The organism is Niallia sp. Man26 (assembly GCF_022049065.2).
Taxonomy (GTDB): Bacteria; Bacillota; Bacilli; order Bacillales; family Cytobacillaceae; genus Niallia.
This window is the reverse complement of sequence record NZ_CP095743.1, coordinates 681,150-700,752: the sequence shown is the minus strand read 5'-3', so window position 1 is coordinate 700,752 and position 19,603 is coordinate 681,150. Positions and strand designations below refer to the sequence as shown.

Annotated in this window: 21 protein-coding genes; 10 read left to right on the top strand and 11 right to left on the bottom strand. The window is 38.7% G+C overall.

The genetic code is table 11. From position 1 onward, the window contains the following. Window positions 1-62: 62 nt before the first annotated feature. The 5 genes from corA to L8T27_RS03565 all read left to right on the top strand — a co-directional run bounded on the left by corA (window position 63) and on the right by L8T27_RS03565 (window position 4,914). The gene (gene corA / locus L8T27_RS03585; protein ID WP_233317337.1) at window positions 63-1,013 is read left to right on the top strand and encodes a magnesium/cobalt transporter CorA; all 951 of its coding nucleotides are present in this window, start codon (window positions 63-65) and stop codon (window positions 1,011-1,013) included. 191 nt (window positions 1,014-1,204) lie between these two features. Next, complete coding sequence (locus L8T27_RS03580; protein WP_396953795.1) at window positions 1,205-2,074, top strand: YitT family protein; 870 nt, start codon at window positions 1,205-1,207, stop codon at window positions 2,072-2,074. 171 nt (window positions 2,075-2,245) lie between these two features. Then, the gene (locus tag L8T27_RS03575; protein WP_233317339.1) at window positions 2,246-3,037 is read left to right on the top strand and encodes an SGNH/GDSL hydrolase family protein; all 792 of its coding nucleotides are present in this window, start codon (window positions 2,246-2,248) and stop codon (window positions 3,035-3,037) included. Next, window positions 3,030-3,941, top strand: coding sequence for an ABC transporter ATP-binding protein (locus tag L8T27_RS03570; protein WP_233317340.1), 912 nt, complete (start codon window positions 3,030-3,032; stop codon window positions 3,939-3,941). Before L8T27_RS03575 ends, L8T27_RS03570 begins: the two co-directional genes overlap by 8 nt. Next, the gene (locus L8T27_RS03565) at window positions 3,934-4,914 is read left to right on the top strand and encodes a DUF2705 family protein (protein ID WP_233317341.1); all 981 of its coding nucleotides are present in this window, start codon (window positions 3,934-3,936) and stop codon (window positions 4,912-4,914) included. The genes L8T27_RS03570 and L8T27_RS03565 overlap by 8 nt, the downstream gene beginning before the upstream one ends. 29 nt (window positions 4,915-4,943) lie before the next feature. On the opposite strand, the gene L8T27_RS03560 is transcribed toward L8T27_RS03565, so the two are convergent. Further along, window positions 4,944-5,273, bottom strand: coding sequence for a DUF3889 domain-containing protein (locus L8T27_RS03560; protein WP_233317342.1), 330 nt, complete (start codon window positions 5,271-5,273; stop codon window positions 4,944-4,946). Window positions 5,274-5,301: 28 nt separating this feature from the next. After that, window positions 5,302-6,294: a M14 family zinc carboxypeptidase gene (locus L8T27_RS03555; RefSeq protein WP_233317343.1), complete on the bottom strand. Its 993-nt coding sequence runs from the start codon at window positions 6,292-6,294 to the stop codon at window positions 5,302-5,304. A gap of 175 nt (window positions 6,295-6,469) precedes the next feature. Between L8T27_RS03555 and L8T27_RS03550 the strand changes: the two genes are divergently transcribed. Beyond that, window positions 6,470-6,715, top strand: a complete 246-nt coding sequence (locus L8T27_RS03550) for a YhdB family protein (protein WP_233317344.1) — start codon at window positions 6,470-6,472, stop codon at window positions 6,713-6,715. Between the two features lie 56 nt (window positions 6,716-6,771). On the opposite strand, the gene L8T27_RS03545 is transcribed toward L8T27_RS03550, so the two are convergent. Further along, window positions 6,772-8,319 carry a bifunctional GNAT family N-acetyltransferase/carbon-nitrogen hydrolase family protein gene (locus L8T27_RS03545; protein ID WP_233317345.1) on the bottom strand — a complete coding sequence of 516 codons (1,548 nt, stop codon included), beginning with the start codon at window positions 8,317-8,319 and terminating at the stop codon, window positions 6,772-6,774. 126 nt (window positions 8,320-8,445) lie between these two features. Beyond that, a complete protein-coding gene (locus L8T27_RS03540; RefSeq protein ID WP_233317346.1) occupies window positions 8,446-8,832 on the bottom strand; it encodes a DUF5365 family protein in 387 nt (128 codons plus the stop codon). A 155-nt stretch (window positions 8,833-8,987) separates the two neighbouring features. Between L8T27_RS03540 and L8T27_RS03535 the strand changes: the two genes are divergently transcribed. After that, window positions 8,988-9,914, top strand: a complete 927-nt coding sequence (locus L8T27_RS03535; RefSeq protein ID WP_233317347.1) for an RluA family pseudouridine synthase — start codon at window positions 8,988-8,990, stop codon at window positions 9,912-9,914. A 48-nt stretch (window positions 9,915-9,962) separates the two neighbouring features. Here the strand turns inward: L8T27_RS03535 and L8T27_RS03530 are convergent, their stop codons facing one another. The 4 genes from L8T27_RS03530 to L8T27_RS03515 form a co-directional block, all read right to left on the bottom strand. Further along, window positions 9,963-10,217 (bottom strand): GlsB/YeaQ/YmgE family stress response membrane protein, encoded by a 255-nt coding sequence (locus L8T27_RS03530; RefSeq protein ID WP_233317348.1) that lies wholly within the window; start codon window positions 10,215-10,217, stop codon window positions 9,963-9,965. Window positions 10,218-10,415: 198 nt separating this feature from the next. Next, on the bottom strand, window positions 10,416-11,240 hold the full coding sequence (locus L8T27_RS03525) for an aldo/keto reductase (RefSeq protein ID WP_237940756.1): 825 nt from the start codon (window positions 11,238-11,240) through the stop codon (window positions 10,416-10,418). Window positions 11,241-11,322: 82 nt separating this feature from the next. Next, entirely contained in the window at window positions 11,323-12,165 is an 843-nt protein-coding gene (locus L8T27_RS03520; protein ID WP_396953794.1) for an SDR family oxidoreductase, read from the bottom strand. Window positions 12,166-12,172: 7 nt separating this feature from the next. Further along, complete coding sequence (locus L8T27_RS03515; RefSeq protein ID WP_237940755.1) at window positions 12,173-12,679, bottom strand: GNAT family N-acetyltransferase; 507 nt, start codon at window positions 12,677-12,679, stop codon at window positions 12,173-12,175. A gap of 281 nt (window positions 12,680-12,960) precedes the next feature. On the opposite strand from L8T27_RS03515, the gene L8T27_RS03510 reads away from it, so the two are divergent. Further along, window positions 12,961-13,578: a DUF47 domain-containing protein gene (locus tag L8T27_RS03510; RefSeq protein ID WP_233317352.1), complete on the top strand. Its 618-nt coding sequence runs from the start codon at window positions 12,961-12,963 to the stop codon at window positions 13,576-13,578. A 15-nt stretch (window positions 13,579-13,593) separates the two neighbouring features. Then, window positions 13,594-14,592: an inorganic phosphate transporter gene (locus L8T27_RS03505; RefSeq protein ID WP_233317353.1), complete on the top strand. Its 999-nt coding sequence runs from the start codon at window positions 13,594-13,596 to the stop codon at window positions 14,590-14,592. A 28-nt stretch (window positions 14,593-14,620) separates the two neighbouring features. Here L8T27_RS03505 and L8T27_RS03500 read toward each other — a convergent pair whose 3' ends face one another. Next, window positions 14,621-15,592 (bottom strand): LacI family DNA-binding transcriptional regulator, encoded by a 972-nt coding sequence (locus L8T27_RS03500; RefSeq protein WP_237940754.1) that lies wholly within the window; start codon window positions 15,590-15,592, stop codon window positions 14,621-14,623. Window positions 15,593-15,762: 170 nt separating this feature from the next. Here L8T27_RS03500 and L8T27_RS03495 point away from each other — a divergent pair, with 170 nt between their 5' ends. After that, window positions 15,763-16,335, top strand: coding sequence for a YitT family protein (locus tag L8T27_RS03495; protein ID WP_233317355.1), 573 nt, complete (start codon window positions 15,763-15,765; stop codon window positions 16,333-16,335). A gap of 47 nt (window positions 16,336-16,382) precedes the next feature. On the opposite strand, the gene L8T27_RS03490 is transcribed toward L8T27_RS03495, so the two are convergent. Together L8T27_RS03490 and L8T27_RS03485 are read right to left on the bottom strand one after the other, a co-directional pair. Further along, window positions 16,383-19,244: an ATP-binding protein gene (locus L8T27_RS03490; RefSeq protein WP_282581420.1), complete on the bottom strand. Its 2,862-nt coding sequence runs from the start codon at window positions 19,242-19,244 to the stop codon at window positions 16,383-16,385. Then, window positions 19,234-19,602 (bottom strand): response regulator transcription factor, encoded by a 369-nt coding sequence (locus L8T27_RS03485; protein WP_233317356.1) that lies wholly within the window; start codon window positions 19,600-19,602, stop codon window positions 19,234-19,236. The genes L8T27_RS03490 and L8T27_RS03485 overlap by 11 nt, the downstream gene beginning before the upstream one ends. Between the last annotated feature and the right edge of the window lies 1 nt (window position 19,603).

Genomic DNA, 19,603 nt, shown 5'->3' with positions numbered 1-19,603 from the left:
ATATACACTATTATTATTATGGACATAAGGTATATCCTTGCTCCCAGTATTAAGGAGAAAAAATGATTGACATTATCGCATTAACAAAACAGAATACGTTAGAAACTGGCCTGACTATGGAGGACTTGCAGGAAGGCAATTATGAGTGGTATTGGATTGATTTCAATAGCCCTGTGGATAGTGAAATTGAATATTTACGGGAGCCTCTTCAATTCCATCCCCTATCTATTGAAGATTGCCTCCATAATCTGCAGCGTCCTAAAATAGACTATTTTGACGAGTATACTTTTTTGGTTACCCACAGTCTTGAAGCTAAAACATATGCGAAAGAAGAACTTAATCTTTTTATAGGTGATAATTATATCGTCAGCTTTCATAAGGAACCTTCCATCGAAGTCCAATTTGTGGCCAAAAAGCTCTTAGGTGAAAAAAAGCCAGCTAAGTGGAGTCAATTCACTGTACTTTATGAATTATTAGACCGACTTGTTGACAACTATATACCCATTATTTATGAAATTGAAGATTTTCTGAATGAAATTGACGAAAACCCTGAAAACAAATCAATGGAAGTATTATTAGACGACCTTTATGAAACAAGGCATCGATTATTATCTGTGCGCCATACAGTTGTGCCGATGAGAGATCTCCTCTATACATTGTTAAACACAAAAAGATTAACAGCTGTTTCTAATAAACGGGAATACTACTCAGATATTTACGACCATTTATTGAAGCTGGCAGAAGTAATTGAATCTAACAGAGAAATGACTGCTGATATTAGAGACAGCTACCTGTCTTATAATGCCCACCAGTCCAACCGCATTATGCAAATCCTGACAGTGATTACAACCATATTCATGCCACTGAGCTTTCTTGCTGGCCTTTACGGCATGAATTTCCGGTATATGCCTGAGTTAAACTGGAAATATGGTTACTTTAGTTTATTAGGAACAATGGTTCTGATAGCTTGCTGCATGTTCTTATACTTCAAACGAAAAGGCTGGTTTAAATAAAGCCAGCCAAGCTTCTTCTTGAAGCTTTAGAATATGCCAACTAAACATCTGTATGATAAAATAATACTAACCCCTCTATTTAGAGTATCCCCTTTATATTTGCCCTTTTTAAATTTTAATAATTCTTAAAATTCACTATATTGATTGGAGGAAACTGAATGGAATCACCACAGCTTGAAACATCTATAAATATGGAAAAACCGCAGCATAAAGTGCTGCCTAAAAGCGTTCTATTGAAAAGAGCACTTTTTATTATCTTAGGAAGTGTCATGATGGGAATTGGCATTGAAGAATTTCTTGTTCCTAATCAAATCCTTGATGGCGGAATTGTCGGTATTTCCATTATCCTTTCCCACTTGCTATCCGTTAAGCTAGGCTTCTTTATCTTCCTTTTGAATATTCCGTTTTTTTACATCGGTTATAAACAAATTGGGAAGACATTCGCCCTTTCCACATTATTAGGAATAACGGTTCTTTCCATAACAACCATTCTGCTTCATGATGTACCTGTATTTACAGAAGATTTACTGCTTGCAACTGTTTTCGGCGGAATTATTCTTGGTGTTGGCGTTGGCATCGTTCTTCGCTTCGGAGGCTCATTGGATGGCACCGAAATACTCGCACTTCTTTTCAGTAAGAAACTTCCCTTTTCTGTCGGAGAAATTATTATGTTTTTTAACTTTTTTATTTTTATTACGGCAGGTTTTGTTTTCACTTGGGATCGTGCAATGTATTCCATCATCGCTTACTTTATTGCCTTTAAAGTGATCGATATTGTCATAGCTGGACTCGATGAATCAAAGTCAGCCTGGATTATCAGCGATAATGCTGAAGTGATTGGTGAGACAATTATCGCAAGATTAGGACGGGGGGTAACTTATCTGAAAGGTGAAGGTGCCTATACTGGCGATAATAAGAAAGTCATCTTCTGTGTCATCAACAGATTGGAAGAAGCGAAGCTGAAGCTGATTGTAGAGGAGCTGGACCCAACTGCTTTCCTTGCAGTAGCTAATATTGCAGAGGTTCGAGGCGGACGCTTTAAGAAAAAGGACATTCATTAACATAGAAATAGAGTCTTGCGCTTTTGCCTGACTCTTTTTTTGCTTTAACATCCATAACGTCTATTTAATCTTTTACTTGTCAACACTTAAAACTAGCTATTGTTTGCTTCCGCTTACAAGCATCGATAAAATATGACATAAGAACTTAAAAATGAAAAAGGGGGAGACATATTGAAAAAGAAGGCAACCATCTATATTACTTCGCTTTCTTTGCTCGTCTGTTTGATGTGGATGTTTGGTCTCGGCTGGGTGCTTGTCGATTATGCCCAAGGCTCTAAGAAGGAATTAGACACATCCAATAAACCTGCAGAAGCAGCACCATCTGGAGGGGTACAGCTTTTAGCTCTAGGAGATTCTCTTACAAGGGGAACTGGCGATGAGGCAGGAAAAGGCTATATCGGCTATCTGAAAGACAAGCTGTCTGATAAAACAGATGAAGACATTACACTAAAAAACTATGGTATTAAAGGCCAAACCTCTACAGAGCTCTCGGCCCAGGTCAAGCAGCAGGAAATACAGCGGCAAATTAAAAATGCCGACATCATTTTTATTACGATAGGCGGAAATGATTTATTCCAGGGTGGAGAAACACTATCCCATTTTGATGATGGTACTGTTTCCAAATTATCTGCAACCTATAATCAGAATTTAGAGGATATTTTGACAACAATTAGAGCGACAAATGAGAAGACACCAATTTACCTGATTGGTCTCTATAATCCTTTCAGTGATTTGGAAGATAGTGAGCTTACCTCTAAAATTGTCCGGGACTGGAATTATGAAAGTGCGGAAACGAGTGCAGCTTTTGCGAAGACAATCTTTGTTCCTACATATGATATTTTTCAGCAGAATGTCCAAACCTATCTTTATTCAGACCATTTCCATCCGAACAAACAAGGATACGAATTGATGGCAGACAGAGTCGCTTCCTTAATTTCCTGGGAGGTAGAAGAAAATGAGTGAAACAACACTGGCAGTTAAAAACCTGACGAAAACGATTGGGAAAAGAAAGATTATTAAAGATATCAGCTTTGAACTGAAAAGCGGAGAAGTATTTGGTTTTCTTGGACCAAACGGAGCCGGAAAAACAACAACAATTCGAATGCTTGTCGGTTTGATTAAGCCAACCTCTGGTTCCATCCAAATTTGCGGCTATGATGTTAAAAAGGATTTTTCTAAAGCAATGGAAAGGCTTGGTTGCATTGTAGAAAATCCAGAGCTATATCCTTACTTAACCGGCTGGGAAAACCTGCAATTTTTTGCGCGCATGTTAAAGGGGGTTGATGATAAACGGATTGAAGATATCATCGAGCTTGTCGGTTTGAAAGACAGAATTCATGATAAGGTAAAAACCTACTCACTCGGGATGAGACAGAGACTTGGCATCGGGCAGGCACTTTTAAGCAGACCTAAAGTTTTAATACTTGATGAGCCGACAAATGGTTTAGATCCATCCGGCATAAGAGAAATGAGACAATTTATCCGCTTTTTGGCGGAAAAGGAAGGCTTAAGTGTTTTAGTTTCAAGCCATCTCCTCAGTGAAATCCAGCTGCTTTGTGACAGAGTCTCAATCATCTTGAATGGCAAGATTATTCATACAGAGTCTGTTCAATCCTTGCTTACTGCACAAGAAAGAATTATTTGGCGCTTTACTCCTATGGATGTTGGTATTGATCTATTAAAGAGCGTCTCTCCTTCTGTCAAAATTGACGGCGAAAACGTCATTACGCCTTTTTTAGAAGAAGAGGCAAGCAAGTGGAGCAAAATGTTGTTTGAGGCGAATGTTAATATAATTGAAATGAATAGACAAATTCCTTCTTTAGAGCATCTCTTCCTTGAACTGACAGGAGGTGGCACGATTGAGTAATCTTGTCTATAACGAAATGCTTAAGCTTGTTAAGAGCAAAAGGCTGTATATTGTTACCTTAATTATTGCCGTGATGATTGCTATGTTCACATATGCACAGTTTCGCGAAATGGAAAACTTAAAGAAACGATTAGGAGATGTGGATTGGCGGACAACCTTGCAGCAATCCATTATCGACACTCAAAATAGAATAGGCTCAAGCGGGATTTCTGACGAATGGCGGAATCAGCTAAAAGTCCGAATCAGTCAATCCCAATATTATCTTGATCATGATATTAATCCGCAGGAGCCTGGGGCGCCAACATTTCTGCGAGTGTTTCTTGATAACTCTATGCAGCTTTTGCTGCCGTTAATGGTGATGATTGTCGCAGCCGACCTAGTTTCATCTGAAAGGAGCATCGGCACCATAAAGCTGCTCTTAACAAGGCCGGTCCGCCGCTGGAAAATATTGCTCAGCAAATACATCACATTGGTGCTGTCCATCTCGTTCATCTTGTTTATGTTCGGTTTATTTTCTTATCTTATCAGCGGACTGTTCTTTGGCTATGTAGGCTGGACTGCTCCAATCTTGACTGGATTTACGGTCCAAGCTGGAGAGCTTAATACTGCAGGAGTCCATCTCGTTCCTCAATGGCAGTATATATTGATGGTGTTTGGTTTAGCCTGGTTTGTCTCCCTTGTTGTCGGGACCCTTTCCTTTATGCTGTCTATTCTTGTCAGGAGTACAGCTGCTGGCATGGGAGTGATGCTTGCCTTTTTAATTTCTGGGACCATCATCTCTAATATTGCATCATCATGGGAAGCTGCCAAATATTTATTTATGGTGAACTTGAGGCTAACCGATTATTTGCAAGGAAATATCCCGCCTATTGAAGGCATGTCCTTGCCGTTTTCGTTAACAGTATTGGCAGTTTGGGGAATTGCGGCATTAGCTGTTTCCTTTTTCACTTTTACAAAAAAGGATGTCTATTAAAAAAAATCTGGGTTCCCCCCAGATTTTTTTTATGGCTGCTCAGGTTCGCTTACCGTTAAAGAAATAAACTTATCATTCTTTATATCATGTTTAATTGTCACTTGAACTGTTTTCTCTTTGCTATTTTCCTTCACTATGAACTGAAAGCTGTCTTCCACTTCCATTGTCGATATTTTCTTTCGGCCCATGTATTTATAGTCTGTAACAGCTTGTTCAGGATAATCTGCTTTGACTACAGCAATGGCAATGCTCCCATACTTTTCATAATCCACTTTCTGGACTGCTATATTATGGGATGGAAACAAAAATCCCATAATAAGAATAGAAGCAACTAAAATAGGAAAAGCCCGATTTTTCATAGTAATCCTCCGTTTGGTTTTTTTCCTATTATCTGTAGTCTAGATTCTTTTTATGTACATTTTCCAATTGTTTTGCTTCCTCGAGCAAAACAGACGTAACATGAACATTCCGCTTCCATTCTTCACCGAATGTGTCCATTGGCGGATTTGTCTCTTCAACAGAAGGACAAATTTCAATGGTGAATGCAGGCAAATGATAGGTGCTGATAAACCAGTCTGTATAACCTGAGCCAATTGCGTCCACATCAGGAGTGCCGAGGTCATAGCCTGTTGTTTCTGCCAATTTTGCAGCAATAGCTCGGTCTCTTTCTGTGTTTTCCTTATTGTTGTATTCCCAATAAATCTCTTGGCCAGAGGAATGATAAGCGACAGCAATTGTCGGCTTGATTTTTTCCGTCAAGCTTACGATCGCTTGAACCTCCTTTGCTTCAAGCGGTTTTTTGCCTTTATAATTCTTATAAGAAGGCTTCGGACTTTCACCCTTCAACTCATCCCAGCCTGCCGGATATTGACGGTTTAAATCAATTCCTCTTCCATTGCTTTTCCAGCGGGTGAAGTCTTTCGATCCTTCATTCATCCTTTTTAAAGAAATACGTGAAAACAGCGGAAACTTCTGCAGGTCTCCCTGCTGGATGGTAACACCATCTGGATTGAGCATCGGCACAAACCAGATAGAATACTCTCCCATACGGTTATACAAATCCTCCTGCTGTACTTGATTTTCAATCATTTTCATCATTAAAAGAGCAGTGATCCACTCTCTGCCATGATGCGCTCCGCTAATCAGAATGGATTTTTCACCTTTTCCAACTTTTATTCCGTACAGCTTTCTCCCATATTCTGAATAGCCAATTGTATGTACTTCCAATTGCCTTTTGTATCTGCTTTTCATTTTCCATATATCTCGCTGATATTCATCATATGTGTATTGCTCCTCCCTGCTTAGCTCCTTTCCTAAAACTTTAGCTGAAGATGGAAGGAAAAGTGCAAGGCAAAGCATAAAAATGGTTATTTTCTTCATATTGCCCTCCTTTTCCCTTTTATTTTTTATCAATTACAGATTTTTATTCAGCTTTTTTATACAGGTAAAAAAAGAAAACCCTGATAATTCAACATAGCCAAGTTTTAGAATGAGATTTTGTTCAGATCAGCTATATACTATAAGTATCTCCTTCAAACAAAAGGAGGCGGACAGCTTGAATAAAGTCGATTATGATCGTGCACTGTACTACACCCATCGTTCAGAATGGGATAATCTTTTAATATTAATGGTGCGCACTAAGGATCATTTTCTTTCAAAAAAAATTGAACATTTCCTGCACGCCTATAATTTCGAACATGATTATACTGTAATCGAGAATCATTTATATTCTTTGCTCCGCTACATTGACCATGCCAACGACAATGTAAGCGGATATGACATTCACACAACAATGATGTAAAAAAGAATTCCACCAAAAAAAAAACCGCGGTTAGGGTTCCGCGGTTTTTTACTTCATTAAAATCTTTTATGTTTATAATTAATTTCATAAAGATCGTCTCTTCTGTCCTTCAAATGTCTTACTGTACCATTTTGCCGTTTACGGCGAAGCACTTCTAAATCTACATCGCCAATCATGACCATTTCAATATTCGAATTCGTCTCACCGACAATTCCATCTCTTGCAAATTCAAAATCAGATGGTGAAAAGATCGCAGACTGGGCATATTGAATATCCATGTTTTCGGTCTGCGGTAAATTACCGACAGTCCCTGCGATAACAGTGTAAATTTGGTTTTCCACAGCTCTTGCTTGAGCACAATAGCGGACACGTAAATATCCTTGGCGGTCTTCTGTACAGAATGGTGTAAAGATGATTTTTGCGCCCATATCTGTCGCAATCCTTGCAAGCTCCGGAAATTCAATATCATAACAAATCAGAATCGCAATTTTACCACAGTCTGTGTCAAATACACGAACTTGATCACCTTGGCTGATTCCCCACCATTTCTGCTCATTCGGAGTAATATGAAGCTTATATTGCTTCTCAATGCTTCCATCTCGTCTAAATAAATACGAGATATTATAAATCTCTTCATCGTCTTCTTGCACAAAATGGGAGCCCCCGATAATGTTAATATTGTATCGGATCGCAAGACTGGAGAACAGCTCTATATACTGCTCTGTATATTGCGTCACTTTACGGATAGCATTTATCGGTATCTTCTCGTCAAGGAAAGACATAAGCTGTGTTGTAAAAATTTCAGGAAATACAACAAAATCAGATGAGGCATCTGATGCAACATCTGTATAATACTCAACTTGGTTAGCAAAGTCCTCAAAGCTGTCAATTTGCCGCATCATATACTGAACTACACAGATTCTGACAGGATAACTGCTTTTGAAAAAACGCTTTGACTGCGGCAAATATTCAACATTATTCCACTCCATTAACGTCGCATATTTGCTGGACTGCTTATCATCCGGCAGATAATTAGGGTTTATGCGCATCATCGTAAAACCGTTAATCAGCTGGAAGGATAATACAGGATCGTAAATCCGGTGATGGATAACTTCTTCCACATACTCTCTCGCAGACATTTCATTTTCATATTTATAAAAGTTCGGGATTCTGCCTCCAATAATGATGCTTTTCAAATTTAGGCGGCGTACCAGTTCTTTGCGCGCTTCATAGAGGCGATGACCTATTTTCATTCTTCTATACTTTGGATCAACCATAACTTCAATACCATATAAATTATAGCCGTCTGGATTATGATTCGTTATGTACCCTTTGTCTGTAACATCATCCCATGTATGTCTGTCATCATACTCATCAAAATTGATAATCAGGCTAGAACATGACCCAATAATTTCTCCATTATATTCAGCAACAAATTGCCCCTCCTGAAATAAATCCAAATGGCTTTTTAGCTGGGCTTTCGTCCACGGTTCCATGCCAGGAAAGCACTCTGCCTGAAGCTGCATAATTTTGTCTATATCTTTATATTCTGTATTTCTGATAATCAACCGCTTTTCAAACTTGGATAAATCTAGTTTTGTCATTTAAGCTGCTCCCTTTTTCCACTTTTTAATTCTACATTTCCCTATTTCCCTGTAAGATAATCTTGTTATGAACATAATATTATGTATATGCAAAAAAAAGAGCCGCAGGCTTATCCTGCGGCATCTTTATATTAAATGTTCATTGGCTGCCTCTACATAAATACTTAGGCTTTTATCTTTTTTTGTGAAATTATCCAGACGGAAAGGGAAAAATAACTCGAACTCATCTAAAATCTCGACATTCTTTTCGAATAATGAATCATATTGGTCACTTTCTTCCGCATTCTCGACGATAGAAATAATGGTCTGCAATGCTGCTATAACTTGGTAGGAGTTTTTTAGGGTGCTAAGCATATAGGCTTGCTCTTGTGTTAAACGCAGTACATTCAAACGTGAGAACTTGTTAATTTCATCGTCAGAAAAAAAGTCGGGGAAAATGGACGTATAAAAAGTTTGTATAAGTTCGTTTATTTGCTCTTCCTGTGCAGGTGTTGAAGCATAAGCTACCTTCATTGGATTTTACCACCCTCTTTAAAAATATACATAAAGTATTATCAATAGAATAACATAGACCACATCCAGTTTTCCGTGGTAATTAAAACCATGATATGATGGGTTATGCAAGATTATTAATAATTGCCAAAACCAGCACTAATGGAGGTTTAATTATGCATTTCGAAAGAAAAGGAGAATGGATGCAGCTGGCTATACCTGCTAAATGGAAGAATATGTCTCTTGAGGACTTATTCCGCACGGTAATGCTTGCATCTAAAAAACAAGTGCATCTTTTCAAGATGCAAAAAAAAGTAATGCTGAACAATAAAATAATCACAAATTGGCTCACAACATTAACTACTGGTGATACGTTATCCATTAAGATGTTTGATTCGCAGTCTGCTAATATAGAACCTACCTATATGGAGCTAAACATTGTGTATGAAGATGACTTCTTATTAATCATAAATAAACCTGCAGAGATAGATACCCATCCTAATTCCTTAGAAGATGTTTCCTCCCTTACAAACGGGGCAGCATTTCATTTGTTAATGAATGGAGAGGAACGACAGCTTAAACATATTCATCGACTAGATCGGAATACAACAGGCTGTATATTATTTGCCAAGCATGAACTAATTGGAAATATGTTAGATTATGCTTTGCGGGAACGGAAAATAAAAAGAACCTATTTAGCTCTTGTTCACGGATATGTTAAAGGAAAAAAAGGCAAGATTGACAAGCCAATTGGTAAAGACCGTCATCATGCTACAAGAAGAAGGATCTCAGAAAATGGACAAGCCGCTGTCACCAACTACAGAAAGCTTGCTTATTTTCCTGAAAAAGATTTATCATTAGTTTCCTGCAGTCTGGATACTGGCAGAACGCATCAAATCCGCGTCCACTTAAGTTCCATCGGCCATCCTCTTGCAGGAGATATTCTGTACGGCGGAACACCTGTGTATAGCAGGCAGGCTTTGCATGCAGCAAGGCTTGAGCTGACACATCCGATTACAGGGGAAAGCTTAACAGTATATGCTCCTTTCCTTGATGATCCGCCAGTATTTCCTGAAAATGCACTTACGCTGCTCGGAGAATAAAAAAACGGGATAAAGGCACTCTGCCTTTATCCCGTTTTTTAGTTATATTTACGCTGTTTTGCGCATCTTTCTCAAAATAAAGCTTAAAACAAACACTAGAATTACTGCTCCAATGATACTTGGAATGATAGCGAAGTCAGCAAGTGTTGGACCCCAATCTCCTAGAATTAATGACCCTAACCATGCACCGACAAATCCGGCGATAATGTTACCGATAATTCCTCCTGGAATATCCTTCCCGACAATCAGCCCTGCAAGCCAACCGATAATACCACCTATAATTAAAGACCAAATAAAGCCCATCTTAAACACTCCTTTTAGTTCCATTTTGTTAAGTAAAAATTGCGATAGCAAGGTAACATTAGCTGCAGCTTGTTTGTAATTCTTTTATGCTATCTGCTTGTACTCTATATTTACCACATGTTTTTATTTTTAAACCTAGCAGTATAACAAGAAGGTGCAAGCCGTCAAAACAGCTTGCACCTTCTTATATACTTTAGATTAAAAAATCATTTTATCTGGATCTTGGCCAATTCGTTCATTCATATTTAGGCTGTCAATTAAATTCATTTCTTCCATGCTTAAGCGAAAATCAAAAATATTTCCGTTTTCTGCAAGGCGCTTTATCGAGGATGTTTTTGGTATGACAATGATGTCATTTTGAACATGCCATCTTAATATAATTTGCGCTGGTGTCCTGCCATGTTTTTTGGCAATATAATTGATTGTCGGTTCGTTCAGCAGCCTGCCGTTGGCCAGTGGTGACCAAGCTTCCACTTTAATATTTAGCTTCTTGCAGTATTCTCTTAATTTCTCCTGAGTAAGGCGGGGATGCAATTCTATTTGATTTACAGCCGGCTTTTCATTACAGGTGGAGAAAAGCTTGCTTAGATGATGTTCTTGAAAATTACTGACGCCAATCGCCTTAACAACCCCTTCTCCATACAAACGCTCAAAGGCTTTCCAAGTCTCGATATATTTATCCTTGCCAGGCCAATGTATTAAATATAAATCTACATAGTCCATATCCAGTCTTCGCAAACTAGCTTCAAAAGCTCTTAACGCAGCATCATAACCATGCTCATCATTCCAGAGCTTCGTTGTTACAAAAACGTCCTTCCTAAAGACAGCGCTTTCTTTTATTCCTTCACCAACCTCTAGTTCATTATTATAGAAGGAAGCAGTGTCAATTGACCGAAACCCAAGATCAAGTGCTGCCTTGACCGTTTCCACTGTCGGCCTGCCACCTCCAAGATTATAAGTGCCAAGACCGATAAGAGGCATTTCTATCCCATTATGCAGTTTCAAATTATGATGGATATTCATAGACACCTCCAAAAGAATGAAGACATAAAAATGGTTGCAGCAATTATGATTGCTGCATTAAGTTAGTTACTACCTATATGTATTATTTTCGCAACATATATAGAACTGTTTTTTCCCACCATTTCCAAGGCAGATGCTCTTTTAGGAAGATAGTCATTCCCACACCTTTTCCAAGACGATACCTCAGTTTTGGCTTTTTCGTTTCTGCTATCACAACGATTTTACGGGCAACCTCCAGTGGATCTCCATACTTATGTTCTCCCTGTTTTAAATAAGCCTCAACACTTTCCAGCTGACTGGCGTACGGGGAGCTTGCGAGCTGCGATTTTTCTGTAATTTTTTTCCCCTCAGTCCAAATATTTGTTTTATAAGAACCAGGCTCTACTAATGTGACATATATCGAAAAAGGAAGGAGTTCTAGTCTAAGCGACTCACTCCAGCCTTCCAGGGCAAACTTTGAGGATACATACGGACTTAAGCCAGGGAAACCAATTTTGCCGCTTATGCTGCTCATCATGATTATTTTACCGTATCTGTTGCTTCTCATCATTGGAAGAAAAGCTTGCGTTACAGCAATAGCACCAAAAAAGTTTGTTTCCATTTGTTCCTTGTACTCTTGCAGCGAAATTTCCTCTGCGAAGCCTGCCCCCGCAAAACCAGCATTATTAACAAGAATATCAAGCTTCCCCTGTGCTTCGACCTTTTCCTTCAATGCTGTAATGGATTCTGTGCACGTAACGTCAAGTATTTCCAAGGCAATTCGTTCATGCACCTCCAATTTCTTCGCTACTTCTATTAGCTTGGCCCCTTTTTGCCTATTACGAACTGCTGCAATGACTTCATAACCCTCTTTAGCAAACTCTAATGCTGTGATGAATCCGAAACCGCTGCTCGCTCCTGTTACTAGAACTGTCTTTGCCATTATATCCCCCTTATAAGCCGTTATCATATTCTTCCTTCAAAATAGACATTAAATAAATGGACTCATACCGCCCCATAATTTTGACGGCTTCCCGCTGCAGCCCCTCTACGTGAAATCCTGCTGATTTATATAAATCCTTGGCCCTTTTGTTATGTTCCACCACATCAAGCCACAGTCTGTTCGCATTTTGCTGAGTAAATGCCCAACTTTTAAGTAACAGCAGCATTTGTCTTCCATAACCTCTCCCTTTATGAGAAAAAGCGGTTCTTTTCAATTCTATGCTGTTGTTTTCGTTTAGTAAGCCATTGACTAATAAATAACCGACAGGCACCTCTAAATCTTTACTAATAACAGTTAAATGAAGAAGGTTTTGATCCTGCACGATTGCATCTATATGCTCATCGACTGTCCATTGCTGGATAAACGGAGAGTTTTCCGAATCACTTTCTGTTCTCAAAATATACGGTAAATCCTCTTCAGTTGTTTTCCTAATAAATATCATATCATTTTCCAACATATCACTCACTCCAATGGCAAATATTAAATCATATATTCTATTCCATATCAGAGGTATTGTGACAAGCTTAATGTTTAACAATAACAGTAAAACAAAGAAAAGATTTGTAAATACAGTATAAAGAATGTAAATAACATAAGGTTCCAATTTATATTTTTTGTAAACCAATTATTAAGTTTTTGTAAATTTTTCGTCTAAATACTTTAAGATTCGACAATTTTCCTATAAACTATGTAAGGCTTGACTATTTTGGGGTCTAAATTAAATCGGGGGTAACAATTATGGTTTTCAAAAAACAAGATAAATTCGCTGTACTTTTAAATAATATTGCAACGAACTTAAAGGAAGGCGCTGACTATTTCGCAGATTACAAAATCACTAACGTAAGCGACTTAAAAACGTTTTCCGAAACCATGAAAGAAATTGAAACAAAAGGTGATACATACATCCATGATGTAATTACTGAGTTAAATAAAGCTTTCATCACTCCTATTGAAAGGGAAGATATTCTTGCACTTTCTATGAGCATGGATGATGTTCTTGACGGACTTGAGCATTGTGCTGCTTTGTTTGAGATGTACAATATCACAACAGCTGACGAATTCATGATTCGTTTTGTTGAAGCAATTAAAAGCTGTGGAGTAGAAATTCAAAAATCAGTTGAACTTCTATCAACGAAAAAACTTCCAAAAATCAGAGAATATGCAATTCGTATTAAAGATACAGAATCAAAATGTGACGGCATCCTTCGCCAATCAATTAAGCATTTGTTCTCAGTAGAAAAAGATCCAATTCGCATCATTCAATACAAAGAAATCTACGAAAACTTAGAAGACATTGCTGACTACTGCCAAAATGTTGCCAACACACTTGAAAGCATCATTATGAAGAATGCGTAAGGAGTCCTAACAAAAATGGATATGATTTTATTTATAACAATTTTGATTGTCTTTTTTGCATTGGCTTTTGATTTTATCAATGGCTTCCATGATACAGCAAACGCAATTGCGACTTCTGTATCGACAAAAGCGTTAAAGCCAAAGCATGCCATCATCATGGCGGCAATAATGAACTTCGTTGGTGCGATGACATTCACTGGTGTAGCAAAGACTATCACGAAGGATATTGTAGATCCTTTCCAATTAGAAAATGGTTCGACTGTAATATTGGCAGCTTTAATCGCTGCGATTTTCTGGAATCTATTGACATGGTACTTCGGAATACCAAGCAGTTCCTCCCATGCAATTATCGGTTCCATCGCTGGTGCAGCGATTGCCGCATCTGGCTTTGAAGCCCTTAACTATAATGGATTTATGAAAATTATTCAAGCCCTGATTCTTTCGCCAATTATCGCTTTTGTAATGGGTTATATTGTCTATACATTATTCAAGATCTTCTTTAAGGATCTTAACTTAACAAAAACGAACCGCAGATTTAGGATTTTCCAAATCTTCACTGCGGCATTGCAATCATATACACATGGTACGAACGATGCTCAAAAAGCAATGGGTATCATCACAATGGCTCTTATTGCTAACGGCTATTTAACAACAAGCGATATCCCACATTGGGTTCAATTCGCCTGTGCGGCAGCAATGGGTCTAGGAACATCTGTCGGCGGATGGAGAATCATCAAAACTGTCGGCGGAAACATTATGAAAATCCGTCCTGTAAACGGGGTTGCAGCAGACATTACTGGTGCGATGATTATCTTTGGAGCGACATACATCCACCTGCCAGTCAGCACAACACATGTTATCTCCTCTTCTATTCTTGGGGTAGGTGCATCACACCGTCTTAAAGGAGTAAAATGGGGTACAGCTCAAAGAATGCTGATCACTTGGGTAATCACTCTTCCGATTTCCGCAACTGTTGCAGCATTATGTTATTATGTTTTGAATCTGTTCCTATAAAAAAGAGGTCCGATATGGACCTCTTTTTCTATACAGTTGAACGAACGACAAGCTTGGCCTTCAGTTCAATTGGCATTTCCTGTTTCTTGTCTTGCAGCTGCTGAAAAAGCTGAAAGGAACGCCTGCCCATTTCGACAATAGGCAAATCCATTGTCGTAAGCTCGAGGGCTTCAGATATTGGATGGTTATCATAGCTTAATAATGCCAAATCCTCTGGAATGTTCATCTGCTGCTTTCTTGCTTCTGTTATTATGCCTGCTGCTACTTGGTCGCTCGATACAAGCAAAGCATCCGGTCTATCCTTTAATTCCAACAGTTTTTTAACGACTCTTTTTCCATCTTCAATTGACAGGCAGCTGTCAAATACCCATTCCTTCTCTGCAGCCAAACCTAACTTCTGCAAGCCTTCATAAAAGGCTTTTTCCCTCAGCCTGCTGTTGGCGCTTGTCGCCCTGTTGACACAGTAGCCTATGTGCTTGTATCCATTGCTATGCAAAAATTCTAAACCTTGCCTGAATGCACTGTAATGGTCAATATAGACTGCAGCGATATTTTCCTCTGTTACCTTTTCACAGACTATTATCGGATGGTCACTTGCATATTTGCGGAGAATGTCCATATTAGCAGTGTGGGAGCCGATAATCATCCCGTCCACTTGTTTGCTTTTTAGTTTTTCAAGCGCTTCCTTTTCTTTGTTCACATCATAGTTCGTCTGAAATAAATTGATGCTATAGTTATTTTTCAGCGCCTCTTCCCCGATACCGTCAAGCAGGCTTCCATAGTATGGAACAGTAATATATGGCACCATTACACCTATCATGCTTGTTTTTCCTCGCGACAGGTGAACAGCATTCAAGTTTTGGCTGTAATTTAATTTATCAATTGTCTCTAAAACTGCTTTTCTTTTTTCTTCTTTAACATAAGGATGATTATTTAATACTCTTGATACGGTTGTAACAGACACTCCTGATAATTCTGCGATTTTTTTTATATTTCCCATTCGTTCTCTTACTCCCATACAATTTGATCTAAACGGTCACCTATAAAATACCAAGGCTAGCTGAAATTTTCAATGGGGATTTTAATGTGTTTCAGAAGTTCCCCTTCTATTTCAGACAACTCGTCCATATATTTTATTAATAGTATGAACGCAGTTAGGGTGATTTTCAAATGACAGAAAAAATCAGCGCCATATTAATCGGCAGCCTTCTTATCGGGATTGGTGTTAACGGCTTTTTAGTCCCTCATCATCTTCTTGATGGGGGTCTAATTGGCATTGGCCTCATCTTACATTATCATTATGATATCCCGACAGGCTTATCTATGATACTTATCAGCATCCCGATTTATATCATTATTTGGTTTTATAATAAGCAATATATCGCCTACGGTTTATTGGGTTTTCTCATCTCCTCTGGAATGATTGACGTTTGTTCCTTTATGCGCGACACATTTTCCACCAATATTTTAGTCAGTTCTGTGATTGGCGGCAGTATCATTGGAGTGGGTATTGGCATTATGCTTCGCTTCGATACAAGTACAGGCGGAACAGACATGCTTGCCCAAATGCTGTCTAGTATTTTTAAATTCCCTGTCGGCATTATCATCTTTATTATTGATGGTCTTGTTTTATTAGGTGGATTAAGAATCGTCGGTCTTCCTATTTTAGCCGCTTCGTTTTTAACAATTATCTCTGTGGCCCTATTTACTAGTTTGCTAACTAAGAAAGTGAAAACTGTTTAAGCATGGAAAGAAACCTGCACACATATGTGCAGGCTTCTTTTAAAACTTTATTGTTCTTCCGGGATAAGCACTTGCCCAATCTTGCCCATTTTGAGCAATGTTTGCATAATAGCCCGGGAAAGCTGACTTGGCGGATAAGGTTTCACCAAGTAATCAATTGCGCCTAATGCAATGCCCTTTTCCTTCTCATCCAAGGCAGTAGAAACGACAATTGGAATGTTTTTCAGATACTCAGAATCTTTCATTGCTTTCATGATATCCCATCCGTCCATCCTGCTGTCTTCCAGCATTATGTCTAGAACGAGCGCATCTGGCTGTACTTCCTCCATTTTCTTAATTCCATCCATTCCATTTTTGGAATAATAAACTTGGAAGCCGCTTTCCTGCAATTCCTGAATAATCAGCTCAGCCAAGCTGTAATCATCTTCAACGACCATAACTTTATAACGGACCTTTTCATCTGCGACTGCGTCCTTCTCCGAAGTTTCCATATTCCATTCCACAATCGGAAAGCTCATTGTGAAGGTGCTGCCTTTTCCATATTCTGAGTCTATTGTGATATCTCCTTGATGTGCTAGCATGATTTCCTTTACAATCGCAAGACCTAATCCAGTTCCGCCAATTTTGCGGCGGTCCGAATTATCAATTCTGTAGAACTTTGTAAACAGCTTATCATGAGCTGACTCTGGTATTCCTAACCCTTGGTCTTTCACAGCTACTTTCAGCATGCCATCTTCCTGATAGAGGCTGATATCAATAGTTCCGCCTTCAGGAGAATATTTAATGGCATTGCTCACAATATTAGTGAAAGCCTGCTCGATTTTAGACCGGTCTCCTAGTATGAACGAATTCTTTTCCGTATTATGAATTGTTATATGGTGTTTAGTTGCATTGACCGCTTGGTTTTCCACAACTCTTTCCATGATTGGCAGCACTTCAATATATTTTTTCTCATATGTCTGCTTGCCTGCTTCCATGCGCTGTACATCAAGGAAGTCATTAATCAAGGCTGTTAATCTTTTCGCTTCTCCGTATATCGTGTTCAAATACTTCTTCTGACGCTCTGGTTTCAAATCACGATTAATAATGAGCTCTGTAAAACCTAAAATGCTCGCAAGAGGTGTGCGCAGCTCATGACTGACCGTACTTACAAATTCAGACTTCATCTTGTCTACTTCATATTCCATTGTAATATCTCTGTATACGAGAACAGTCCCGAATTTCTCATCGCCTCTGTATAAATGTTCACTATAAACCTTAACTATCTTATCTTCCTTCAATTTATAGGTGAATGACTCTGCAGAAGAATCTCTCATAGACTTACTAATATAAGCAATCAGATCGTCTGTTTCCTCTAATTTTTCCTTCAGCTGCCCTGTCCATTCCTGCCACTTTTGGCCGACAAATATATCAAGCATTCCCTTTCCTGTCATGATCTCATAGAACTTGCTGTTAGCATGGATAATATCGCCATTTGGACTTATTAATTGAATTCCTTCTTGAACATTATTTAAAATATCTGTGTTTAGCAATCTGTCTTTCTCTGTTTGTTCGAATAAGTGAATCTTATCCAATGATATCTCAATCTGTTTAGCTAATGTGCTGAATTCATCCATTTCCAGCTCTGTAAAGCCGCAAGCAAACCTGCTTAGCATCATGATTGCTGTAATACTGCCGGCAGCAGACAAGATTGGGATATAAAGATCATGCACCCTGCCTTTTTCAAGATGATAGCCTTTTTCTGACACATCTAAATCTCTGATGATTGTAAAGCTAAGCTTTTCCTTTTCCAGACGATGATACATCCCTGTATGAAGATGGTTCTTAAATTGCTCTGCTCCTTCATTTGATATGCCAAATGCAGCAAAATCTCCACTGTCTGCTTCTACGATAATACCCCTGTCTGCCTTAATAACATCACACATATTTATGATGATGCTCTCCAGCACCTTCTGCTTATCAAGAGAGCTCGACAGGCCGTTAATAAGCTTGTTTCTGCGCAATAAAGCATCTTCATTGGATTGTACAGTCTCAAGCATTTTTTCTAATTCAAACTGCTGTGCCTGCAGTTCATCTTGCTGTGCAACGAGCTCTTCGTTCTGTGCAAGCAAATCTTGCTCTTTCTCTTGTATGCTCACATACATCCGCTCAAAGGCAACAGATAATGTAGCCAGCTCATCTTGCCTTTTCTTATCATGCTTAATTTCTGCTTCATTTCCCTTTGCCACTTCATTGGCTGCAACTGCAAAATCAGTCAATGGTTTCCCAATCCTCTTGACCATCACTCTGCCGATAAGCAATACTGCGATAAGAACTAGAATGATATAAATTAGAAAACCGACTTGCAGGATGGCGATATGAGTAGTCAGCTTGCTTACCTCACCGCTCAGCGAGTTCGAAACAGACTGTAGGTAATCAGCCATTTCTCCTTGAAAAGAATTAACCCTTTCAGTCGCACCATTATTGGCAATAGCAGCAACTTCCTCTCTATCTCCGCTTTCAAAGTAAGCTATTGCTTCTGGCATTGTTTCATCAAAATAAAACCGATAAAACGACGCCAGCTCTGTTGAAAAGAGTGTGTCTTCTTCTGTTTCAAGCCTTTGGTCAAACTGCTCTATCAGCTTTTCGATCTCAGCCTGCTGACTTTCTGCCGATTCTTTTAAGGCTGTGTTATTGTAAGCGAAATATCCTCTCACATTAAACATTGCATCATTGAGCCTTGTTTCTAGCTGTCTGACTAACGCTTGTTTTTCAACAAGCTCTTCTCGGTTACTTACATACTCATTGTTTACAGAGTTTTGCCAATAAACCAGCACAAGCCCTCCAATAATAAACAGTAGAATGAAAAAGCATATTAAGGCCATAAATTGCCTTGATATGCTTTTTCTTATATAGGAATTAATCTTCATCAAGAATATCCCCTACTTTGTCTAATAGTGCGAGCGGACTGAAAGGCTTTGCCATAAAGTAATCTGCTCCAGCTTCTAATATATGGTTTTGTTCATTTGTCTGGTTTTTTGCTGACAGCATCATTATTTTCAGATGCTTCTTCTCTTCGTCCGCTCTAACCTTTTGGATTACTTCCAGCCCTGTCATAATCGGCATCATATAATCAAGTATTAACAGATCATAGTCATTTTTTGCGATAAGCTGGAGAGCCTCTTCTCCATCTGGTGCTTCATCGACCACGTAATCTTCATCTTCCAGTGTATCTACTATCAGCATTCTCAATACATCTTCATCTTCAGCTAATAATATTCTTTTCATA

Excerpts from the sequence above, each read along its gene's own strand:
- L8T27_RS03545 (WP_233317345.1), bottom strand. The coding sequence starts at position 8,319 with ATGACAAAACTAGATTTATCCAAGTTTGAAAAGCGGTTGATTATCAGA.
- L8T27_RS03540 (WP_233317346.1), bottom strand. The coding sequence starts at position 8,832 with ATGAAGGTAGCTTATGCTTCAACACCTGCACAGGAAGAGCAAATAAAC.
- L8T27_RS03570 (WP_233317340.1), top strand. The coding sequence starts at position 3,030 with ATGAGTGAAACAACACTGGCAGTTAAAAACCTGACGAAAACGATTGGG.
- L8T27_RS03495 (WP_233317355.1), top strand. The coding sequence starts at position 15,763 with ATGACAGAAAAAATCAGCGCCATATTAATCGGCAGCCTTCTTATCGGG.
- L8T27_RS03485 (WP_233317356.1), bottom strand. The coding sequence starts at position 19,602 with ATGAAAAGAATATTATTAGCTGAAGATGAAGATGTATTGAGAATGCTG.
- L8T27_RS03530 (WP_233317348.1), bottom strand. The coding sequence starts at position 10,217 with ATGGGCTTTATTTGGTCTTTAATTATAGGTGGTATTATCGGTTGGCTT.
- L8T27_RS03500 (WP_237940754.1), bottom strand. The coding sequence starts at position 15,592 with ATGGGAAATATAAAAAAAATCGCAGAATTATCAGGAGTGTCTGTTACA.
- L8T27_RS03515 (WP_237940755.1), bottom strand. The coding sequence starts at position 12,679 with ATGTTGGAAAATGATATGATATTTATTAGGAAAACAACTGAAGAGGAT.
- L8T27_RS03505 (WP_233317353.1), top strand. The coding sequence starts at position 13,594 with ATGGATATGATTTTATTTATAACAATTTTGATTGTCTTTTTTGCATTG.
- L8T27_RS03535 (WP_233317347.1), top strand. The coding sequence starts at position 8,988 with ATGCATTTCGAAAGAAAAGGAGAATGGATGCAGCTGGCTATACCTGCT.
- L8T27_RS03490 (WP_282581420.1), bottom strand. The coding sequence starts at position 19,244 with ATGAAGATTAATTCCTATATAAGAAAAAGCATATCAAGGCAATTTATG.
- L8T27_RS03555 (WP_233317343.1), bottom strand. The coding sequence starts at position 6,294 with ATGAAGAAAATAACCATTTTTATGCTTTGCCTTGCACTTTTCCTTCCA.
- L8T27_RS03560 (WP_233317342.1), bottom strand. The coding sequence starts at position 5,273 with ATGAAAAATCGGGCTTTTCCTATTTTAGTTGCTTCTATTCTTATTATG.
- corA (WP_233317337.1), top strand. The coding sequence starts at position 63 with ATGATTGACATTATCGCATTAACAAAACAGAATACGTTAGAAACTGGC.
- L8T27_RS03580 (WP_396953795.1), top strand. The coding sequence starts at position 1,205 with ATGGAAAAACCGCAGCATAAAGTGCTGCCTAAAAGCGTTCTATTGAAA.
- L8T27_RS03525 (WP_237940756.1), bottom strand. The coding sequence starts at position 11,240 with ATGAATATCCATCATAATTTGAAACTGCATAATGGGATAGAAATGCCT.
- L8T27_RS03510 (WP_233317352.1), top strand. The coding sequence starts at position 12,961 with ATGGTTTTCAAAAAACAAGATAAATTCGCTGTACTTTTAAATAATATT.